Annotated in this window: 4 protein-coding genes and 4 pseudogenes; 5 read left to right on the top strand and 3 right to left on the bottom strand. The window is 46.6% G+C overall.

The window, feature by feature from the left end; genetic code table 11:
* Nucleotides 1-118: 118 nt before the first annotated feature.
* Nucleotides 119-757: pseudogene (locus ABZJ92_RS20395) on the bottom strand (HlyD family secretion protein); the annotation flags it as partial.
* A 96-nt stretch (nt 758-853) separates the two neighbouring features.
* Between ABZJ92_RS20395 and ABZJ92_RS20390 the strand changes: the two are divergent.
* Nucleotides 854-1,669 (top strand): AraC family transcriptional regulator, encoded by an 816-nt coding sequence (locus tag ABZJ92_RS20390; RefSeq protein WP_000156575.1) that lies wholly within the window; start codon nt 854-856, stop codon nt 1,667-1,669.
* 173 nt (nt 1,670-1,842) lie between these two features.
* Here ABZJ92_RS20390 and ABZJ92_RS20385 read toward each other — a convergent pair.
* Nucleotides 1,843-2,038: pseudogene (locus ABZJ92_RS20385) on the bottom strand (LysR family transcriptional regulator); the annotation flags it as partial.
* A gap of 20 nt (nt 2,039-2,058) precedes the next feature.
* On the opposite strand from ABZJ92_RS20385, the pseudogene ABZJ92_RS20380 reads away from it, so the two are divergent.
* The 4 genes and pseudogenes from ABZJ92_RS20380 to uspE all read left to right on the top strand — a co-directional run.
* A pseudogene (locus tag ABZJ92_RS20380) lies at nt 2,059-2,202 on the top strand (AbgT family transporter); the annotation flags it as partial.
* A 10-nt stretch (nt 2,203-2,212) separates the two neighbouring features.
* Nucleotides 2,213-2,728: a methylated-DNA--[protein]-cysteine S-methyltransferase gene (gene ogt / locus ABZJ92_RS20375; protein ID WP_000945011.1), complete on the top strand. Its 516-nt coding sequence runs from the start codon at nt 2,213-2,215 to the stop codon at nt 2,726-2,728.
* A 194-nt stretch (nt 2,729-2,922) separates the two neighbouring features.
* Nucleotides 2,923-3,675 carry a fumarate/nitrate reduction transcriptional regulator Fnr gene (gene fnr, locus ABZJ92_RS20370; protein WP_000611911.1) on the top strand — a complete coding sequence of 251 codons (753 nt, stop codon included), beginning with the start codon at nt 2,923-2,925 and terminating at the stop codon, nt 3,673-3,675.
* Between the two features lie 151 nt (nt 3,676-3,826).
* A complete protein-coding gene (uspE, locus tag ABZJ92_RS20365) occupies nt 3,827-4,777 on the top strand; it encodes a universal stress protein UspE (protein ID WP_001262123.1) in 951 nt (316 codons plus the stop codon).
* Between the two features lie 49 nt (nt 4,778-4,826).
* Here the strand turns inward: uspE and ABZJ92_RS20360 are convergent.
* Nucleotides 4,827-5,084 (bottom strand): annotated as a pseudogene (locus ABZJ92_RS20360) (DUF2534 family protein).
* Between the last annotated feature and the right edge of the window lie 267 nt (nt 5,085-5,351).

Raw genomic sequence — 5,351 nt, 5'->3', positions numbered from 1 at the left:
GTATAAGAATCGACCATGCAGAGAGAGAAAACACCGGAGTGGAGGGAAAAGCAGAAAAGCTCACGTGGCATAAGGCGTGGACAGCGGTATCGTCTGGTTTTTCAATTTCCTATACGTGAACAAGGGTATATTCCAGATCCAGTAGTGCCTGAGTCAAAGCGGCCTGAACTTCTTCGATACTCGCACGTACGTTTTCTTCCTGAGCAGATAAAACTGCCAGCCGTTGCTTCTCCACCAGGAAATCGTTCGCGGCTTTGCGCTCCTTTGCTGCGACCTGCTGGTAGTCAAACCTGGCGTTATCAATAATTTGTTGCGATATTGCCGCTGATTGTGCGAGTTTTTCATAACGTTCAGTATCTCGCAGGCGCTTTTGCTCCTCATGTTTTACTGCCTGCCATGTTTCACTGGCACTTTGAATTATCGACTGCTGCATCGTAATAGTGGCTTGAATGCCTTCGAGATTGGCTTTGCTACTTTTTATTTTTGCCTCAAGCCTGGCGACATTTGCACGATAATCCCGATCATCGAGACGCAGGATAATATCGCCTTTTTTTACGCTCTGATTATCGCGCACCTCTATAGCAGAAATATAACCAGAAACTTTACTTGCCACCGTGGTGATATTACCACCAATGTAAGCATCATCCGTCGTCTGTATAAATCTTCCTTTGCTTACCCTCCAGATAAAAAAGACAACGCCAGTCAAAAGAATACCGATCGCTACCACCCCAATAAGCTGTTTTTTAGAAATTATCATCACTCTTTACACCGTATATATCCGGAAACTTGCATACGTCATATTTAAAATTTAACATGGCTTATTTGATGATTTCTGACAAAATACCTACTGTAAATGACAATTACACTGCAACCCAAAGCATCACCAGGGCATCACATTATCGGACTGGATTCGGAACATCTGAATGGAGGTACAGTTCCCTGGCATAAACATCTCTATGCCCAGTTGCTTTACCCGGCTGAAGGAGTCGTTCGTGTATGGGCTGGAGAAAGCGTCTGGCTAGTCCATGCCAGCAGCGCGCTTTGGCTGCCCCCACAAATGCCGCATAAGTTTGTTGCGACAGGCAACGTACTTTTAAAAACCGTACTGGTTTCAGAAGCGGAAAGTGAAACGCTGGGAACAGTTTGCTTCATGACGGGTATTTCACCCCTGTTAAGGGAATTACTAATTGCAATTAACCAACTTCCACCGTCGCAAAGTACCACAGATAAACAACAGTTACGTTTTTCAGCCCTCGAGACACTGATACTTCAGGAAATAAAAATGGGGGTGAAAATGTCACTTGAACTCCCTTGGCCAAATGATGAGCGGCTACAGCAGCTTTGTGAGAATTTGCTAAACAACCAAGGGTATCTGCCAACACTGGATAATCTAGCGGATAAAATTAACGTCAGTAGCCGTACACTCATGCGCTTATTTGTTAAAGAGACGGGATTAACATTTCGCCACTGGGTTCAGCAAATGCACGTTATTTCTGCAGTGACGCTTCTTGATGATGGATATTCGTTGACCAAAATTGCCCATCGTCTGGGCTATGCCTCAGCTGAATCGTTCGGCAATATGTTTAAGCGTCGAACGGGCTACTCGCCCGGTAAATTTACTCGTCGATTAACGATGCATAATTATGCAATCACAAGACAAATGATTTAACTTATATTTTCGTGAAATCTGTCACTGAAGAAAATTGGCAACGGATGGGTAAAACCGTTATAACACTGTCACCGGTCACCAGGACCCCAGGCCGGATTTAAGACGAGGATGCACTGCTGTGTGTACTGTAGAGTCTGGCGGATGTCGACAGGCTCTATTTTTTTATTCATTTTTTAGCTCTGTAAATAACCACATTCTCGCCGGGATTGGGGAATGAGTGACGAGTTCAGTGGTGTCTGGCGGCTATCACGCCACAGAATCAAATAACAGATAGCCTACGGTAAAATTTCACTGACTGGAATTATCCCACCCTCGATCCATGTGATGGCTTGCCCTCATTTCTTCAGGCAGAAAAATTAAAAAATCGCTTTATGCTATCAGACTGCGACAAACCAGACGCGAAACTGGGTACTTACTATTCGTTAGTCTTGCCCTATCCACTTATCTTTTTGGTGGTATGGCTGCTGATGTTGCTGGCGTGGTATCTTGTCGGTCTGCCGATAGGTCAGGGTATTTACCCACGTTTGTCTTAAGAGAGAACGGATGCTGAGATTACTTGAAGAAAAAATTGCCACGCCACTGGGTCCACTGTGGGTGATTTGCGATGAGCAATTTCGCCTGCGGGCGGTTGAATGGGAAGAGTACAGCGAACGCATGGTGCAGCTGCTGGACATCCATTATCGCAAAGAAGGCTATGAGCGCATTTCTGCCACCAACCCAGGTGGTTTAAGCGACAAGCTTCGTGAATATTTTGCCGGTAATCTTAGCATTATTGATACGCTTCCCACTGCCACGGGGGGGACGCCATTTCAGCGCGAAGTCTGGAAAACACTACGCACTATCCCCTGCGGGCAGGTAATGCATTACGGCCAACTGGCTGAACAATTGGGCCGCCCTGGCGCGGCGCGTGCCGTTGGTGCGGCAAACGGATCGAATCCCATCAGCATCGTCGTACCTTGCCATCGGGTTATTGGCCGAAACGGCACCATGACCGGATATGCAGGCGGAGTTCAGCGAAAAGAGTGGTTATTGCGCCACGAAGGTTATCTTTTGCTGTAAACATTAAACAATTTGTGCCAGCTTGTTCACACTTTTATGTAAAGTTACCCTTGACAACTTAAGGAGTTTCAAATAGATAGACATATATTTACATCTAATATCGGAATTCTCTGCTGTTAAGGTTTGCTTAGACTTACTTGCTCCCTAAAAAGATGTTAAAATTGACAAATATCAATTACGGCTTGAGCAGACCTATGATCCCGGAAAAGCGAATTATACGGCGCATTCAGTCTGGCGGTTGTGCTATCCATTGCCAGGATTGCAGCATCAGCCAGCTTTGCATCCCGTTCACACTCAACGAACATGAGCTTGATCAGCTTGATAATATCATTGAGCGGAAGAAGCCTATTCAGAAAGGCCAGACGCTGTTTAAGGCTGGTGATGAACTTAAATCGCTTTATGCCATCCGCTCCGGTACGATTAAAAGTTATACAATCACTGAGCAAGGCGACGAGCAAATCACTGGTTTCCATTTAGCAGGCGACCTAGTGGGATTTGACGCCATCGGCAGCGGCCATCACCCGAGCTTCGCTCAGGCGCTGGAAACCTCGATGGTATGTGAAATTCCGTTCGAAACGCTGGACGATTTGTCCGGTAAAATGCCGAATCTGCGTCAGCAGATGATGCGTCTGATGAGCGGTGAAATCAAAGGCGATCAGGACATGATCTTGCTGTTGTCGAAGAAAAATGCCGAGGAACGTCTGGCTGCATTCATCTACAACCTGTCCCGTCGTTTTGCCCAACGCGGCTTCTCCCCTCGTGAATTCCGCCTGACGATGACTCGTGGCGATATTGGTAACTATCTGGGCCTGACGGTAGAAACCATCAGCCGTCTGCTGGGTCGCTTCCAGAAAAGCGGTATGCTGGCAGTCAAAGGTAAATACATCACCATCGAAAATAACGATGCACTGGCCCAGCTTGCTGGCCATACGCGTAACGTTGCCTGATTTTTCCGCATAACTCACTATCCTTCTGTCATATCATTAAATTTTTCTGATTTATTGATCTGGCAGAAGGTTCATCACTGTTTCATTCACCAGATATGGGTTAATCTTTTAATTACAAACTGCGTTGACAGTTGTTGTAAGGAGACCCTGTATGGCTATGTATCAGAACATGCTCGTTGTTATCGATCCTAACCAGGACGACCAACCAGCATTGCGGCGAGCTGTTTATTTACATCAACGGATTGGTGGCAAAATTAAAGCCTTTTTGCCGATCTATGACTTCTCATACGAAATGACCACCCTGCTCTCCCCGGACGAACGTACCGCTATGCGTCAGGGCGTCATCAGCCAGCGTACAGCCTGGATCCACGAGCAGGCAAAATATTATCTCAATGCTGGCGTTCCCATTGAAATTAAAGTGGTCTGGCATAACCGTCCTTTCGAAGCCATCATTCAGGAAGTGATCAGCGGCGGACACGATTTGGTGCTAAAAATGGCGCACCAACATGACCGTCTGGAAGCGGTGATTTTTACGCCAACGGACTGGCATCTGTTACGCAAATGCCCAAGCCCGGTGTGGATGGTGAAAGACCAGCCGTGGCCGGAAGGAGGCAAGGCGCTGGTGGCGGTGAATCTCGCCAGTGAAGAGCCGTATCATAATGCGCTCAATGAAAAACTGGTCAAAGAGACGATCGAACTGGCAGAACAAGTCAACCATACCGAAGTTCATCTGGTTGGCGCTTATCCGGTAACGCCAATTAATATCGCGATTGAACTGCCGGAATTTGACCCGAGCGTTTATAACGATGCCATTCGTGGGCAACATTTGCTGGCAATGAAAGCCCTGCGGCAGAAATTCGGCATTAATGAAAACATGACGCACGTAGAAAAAGGTCTGCCCGAAGAGGTGATTCCTGATTTGGCGGAGCATTTACAGGCGGGAATTGTGGTTCTGGGCACGGTCGGACGCACCGGTATTTCAGCAGCATTCCTCGGCAACACGGCGGAACAGGTGATTGATCATCTTCGCTGCGACCTGCTGGTCATTAAACCTGACCAGTATCAGACACCCGTTGAACTGGATGACGAAGAAGACGATTAACGACTCTTCAATAACTGACAAGGCCCGAGTTATCGGGCCTATTTTTTACTTACTGCTCTTCGCCGCCAAGGAAATAAATTCCCAACGGGATTGCCAGCAACACAGTAAAGACCAGGCTATAAACAAAAATCATCGATGACTAAATCACATACATTGATGTCGTCCACTCAGACAGCGGAATATTGTACTGTTCTATAACGCCGCCGATGGTCGCGCGAGTCACAACCGACGCCGCAATAATGAAAACCGCCAACAAACCAAAGAGAAATTTCTTCCCTTTCGCTGACTTCAGTTTCGCCATAATCATGATGTAATCCTTGTGCAGACAAATTTCTTGTTACCTAAACGTAACAATACCATGACGTTTCACCGTTGTCTGCTCTGAAAACCTCACCTCTTAGCTGGATTTACAATCAACGCATTGATTAGTTAGCTAATGTTGCTACTTCCTTCCCTGACTATTGATGTTCTGAATGAATTGTCGCGGTAAAATAGCCCTGAAGTGGTCAACAAAAACTGGCCACCGAGTTAGAGTTTTTCCAGTATCGATTTTCCGATTCGTTTGGGGGTAACC

It is taken from the genome of Shigella sp. FJ200513, assembly GCF_040495915.1.
Classification (GTDB): domain Bacteria; phylum Pseudomonadota; class Gammaproteobacteria; order Enterobacterales; family Enterobacteriaceae; genus ECMA0423.
The sequence above is the reverse complement of the archived record's forward strand: the minus strand, read 5'-3'. Positions and strand labels throughout refer to the sequence as shown.

Excerpts from the sequence above, each read along its gene's own strand:
- ABZJ92_RS20390 (WP_000156575.1), top strand. The coding sequence starts at position 854 with ATGACAATTACACTGCAACCCAAAGCATCACCAGGGCATCACATTATC.
- ogt (WP_000945011.1), top strand. The coding sequence starts at position 2,213 with ATGCTGAGATTACTTGAAGAAAAAATTGCCACGCCACTGGGTCCACTG.
- fnr (WP_000611911.1), top strand. The coding sequence starts at position 2,923 with ATGATCCCGGAAAAGCGAATTATACGGCGCATTCAGTCTGGCGGTTGT.
- uspE (WP_001262123.1), top strand. The coding sequence starts at position 3,827 with ATGGCTATGTATCAGAACATGCTCGTTGTTATCGATCCTAACCAGGAC.